We start from the raw sequence: 2,821 nt of genomic DNA, 5'->3' as shown, positions 1-2,821 counted from the left end.
GTCTCCACGTCGGTCTCGTTCGTGGACGCGACTTCGGCGATCTGCCCCTGATTGGCGAATTGACGGATGTCCGAGGCCTGCTTGTTGGCACTCTCTTGGTTTGGGACGATATCGACTTTGATACCCTGATCCTTACAGTAGAACTCCGCGGCTTCCTTGAACGCGGTAATCCAGGAGCCACCGCGGACGTACATCGAAATGCCGAGTTTGTTCAGTTCTCCACTCTTGGGGCCACTACTAGTACTAAAGAAATCCGAACATCCGGCGAGGCCGGTGAGCGCCGCCGCACCGGATACACCGAGGTATTGTCTTCTGGTAACAGGAGTCATCATTAACTATGTGGTCCAACCACCTTATAACTTTAACCATTACTTAAGTATAATCTAAAGATGCATTACATTAATGGTGTCGTGAAAATAGCCGTCGGTTACGAGGGGGAGGTTCGAAACCGGCATTAACTGTATCTCCACGAGTCTCATTACGGATCAAACATTTTGGCCGAACACTTAACATCTTGGGACGAACCAGTGTATCCATGCAATTCGACTGGATGGTGCAGTGTTACGCCGGTGTGGGCGTCCATCGAGACGCGCCGCTCTACGACGCGCTGGACCGTGACTCGGTGCTCGCCGGAGCCGACTCGGCCGTCGAATCCGGACTCGAAGGCCTCTGGGCACCCGACCACTTCATGCTCGGCCCCAGACGGGAGGAGTTCGAGGTGTGGACGCTGCTGAGCGCGCTCGCCGAGCGAACCGACGACGTCGACCTCGGCCCCCTCGTCGGGTCGATCACGTATCGGAACCCCGCACTGTTGGCGAAGATGGCAACGACGGTGGACGTCCTTTCCGAGGGTCGCCTTCGACTCGGCCTCGGTGCGGGATGGCACGAGGAGGAACACGCCGCATACGGCTTCGACTTCCCGGACGTCAACACCCGGATCGACATGCTGGAGGAGACGATACAGGTTCTCCAAACGATGTTTACCGAGGACGCCCCGACGTTCCACGGGGACCACTATGACATCGAGGACGCATACAACGAGCCGAAACCGGTGCAAGAGCCGTATCCGCCGCTCGTCATTGGCGGTGCCGGTCCGCGGATGCTGCGGCTCGCCGCGAAGTATGCAGACGAGTGGAACGTCGAAATCAGCGCGCGTGCTCGGGGGAAGCCCATCGAATTCAAGGTTCGGAAGTTCGACGAATACCTGCGAGCGGAAGGACGCGACCCGGACGACGTTGAGCGCTCGTGGCTCGCCCACGTTCTGGTTCGCGAGGACGAAGACGAACTGCGGGAGTACTGCGACCGAATCTTCCCGCTTCCGTGGGGCGAGGAGTCCGATATGGACGATGAGCTATCGGACGCCGACGACGCTCGGGAGAAAGGCGGCTTCCTAATCGGAACACCGTCGGAGGTTGCCGGGCAGATCGGCACGATTCGCAGCCTCGGATTCGACAAACTTCAATTGTTGTTCCTCGATTTCCCGGGAACGACGGGAATGGAACTGTTCGGCGACGAAGTGATTCCGCGGTTTTGATCCGCGCTGTCGAAATGTTCGAGGGTCATGTACGCCGTGATCTCCTCGATTATCTCCGGGACGGAGAAGATGAACTCGACGCGAGAGGACCGTTGTTTTACCTCCCCGTTCAACCGCAGTTCGACCGTCGCGTCGTCTGGAACGTCCTCAGGCGGCGCGACGACCGGGCCGATGGGGGTGGACCCATCGAACGCCTTCCCGCGAATCCAGTTCTGTTCGACCATCATGCGGTGTTTTGAGGATCTTTTAATCTGAGGGATGTGCAATTTGTTCTGCATGAGGGAACATAATCGCCAACAACTGGTCAACAACCCGTTTGAATCACGAAATCGCGCCCCTTCCCATCGGACCCGTTCTGTACTTCAGAACATTTTTGTGCTCTCCCTAACGCTCCCGAGTATCGAAGATTCGGACATTCACTCCCGAAATTGGACGGAGTACGGACTCTACGGTACCGAGCAGTGAAGGCGTATCGGAGGTAGACTCACCACTCCGACGTCACGTGCGGTCGAAAACGCGGCGACTGCGCAGCTCGGACTCACAGTCGACTTCGACGAGATTCGGCCGAACAGTTCGACGATTGCCATTCTGTATTTGAATTAATGACAACGTTACTGTTTTCGGCTGTAATTGTTCACATATTCTACCTTCTTCCCCAGACTGTGGTGTAATTTGGATAAGGCGTGTGAATGCAACAAATCTTCCGACAGGTATGGGATTCAATGATGTCGGCGTTTAAGCACGTAACAGTACTTATCTCGAGAAGATGGAATAAATATAAAACACGAACAACCCCATCGTCCAGGAACATCCGTTTCGTTTCCACCGTTACAGACGTGGTCGTGTAACGGTACCTCCACTACCGAATCGTCGTGTTCCATCGTTATCGTCATCGGAACCAATATCTTCCACCCTTATTGAAAATTAATATCGGATCCTTCGATGTGAGATTTCCCTCGACTGTTGTTGGGAGTTTCAGGTGGATAGTTACCCCATTATCGCGTCTCTTAATTCCGGTATCCAGAACACACCTGCCGTCCGTTATGCGACGTTCGCGACGAATCACTCGGTTTCGACGGTCGGTTTCGAGGTGATCCCGCCGACGTTCGGGATGAGATACTCAGGCCCGACGATGAAGCCAACGCGTTCGACGAAACACATCGAGCGTATACGTCCGATCGGTTCCGGTTCACATGTGTCGCATGTTCACCTCGATGATGTTCGCCGTTCCGAGAATCTTCTTCGGGAACGTCTCCCTGAACAGTTTCCCTTGCATCCTGTTCTTCG

At 55.2% G+C, this 2,821-nt stretch carries 2 protein-coding genes and 1 pseudogene; 1 reads left to right on the top strand and 2 read right to left on the bottom strand.

The features are described from left to right. Window positions 1-329: sugar ABC transporter substrate-binding protein (locus WBV42_RS14785; protein WP_423986713.1), on the bottom strand; the 329-nt coding region annotated here is incomplete at its 3' end. A 206-nt stretch (window positions 330-535) separates the two neighbouring features. On the opposite strand from WBV42_RS14785, the gene WBV42_RS14780 reads away from it, so the two are divergent. Continuing rightward, window positions 536-1,534, top strand: a complete 999-nt coding sequence (locus tag WBV42_RS14780; protein ID WP_423986712.1) for an LLM class flavin-dependent oxidoreductase — start codon at window positions 536-538, stop codon at window positions 1,532-1,534. 8 nt (window positions 1,535-1,542) lie between these two features. Here WBV42_RS14780 and WBV42_RS14775 read toward each other — a convergent pair. Then, window positions 1,543-1,752 (bottom strand): annotated as a pseudogene (locus WBV42_RS14775) (fumarylacetoacetate hydrolase family protein); the annotation flags it as partial. Between the last annotated feature and the right edge of the window lie 1,069 nt (window positions 1,753-2,821).

The sequence above is a fragment of the Haladaptatus sp. genome (assembly GCF_049589095.1).
GTDB lineage: Archaea > Halobacteriota > Halobacteria > Halobacteriales > Haladaptataceae > Haladaptatus.
Note: the sequence above shows the minus strand (reverse complement) of the source record. Positions and strands in the feature narration are given on the sequence as shown.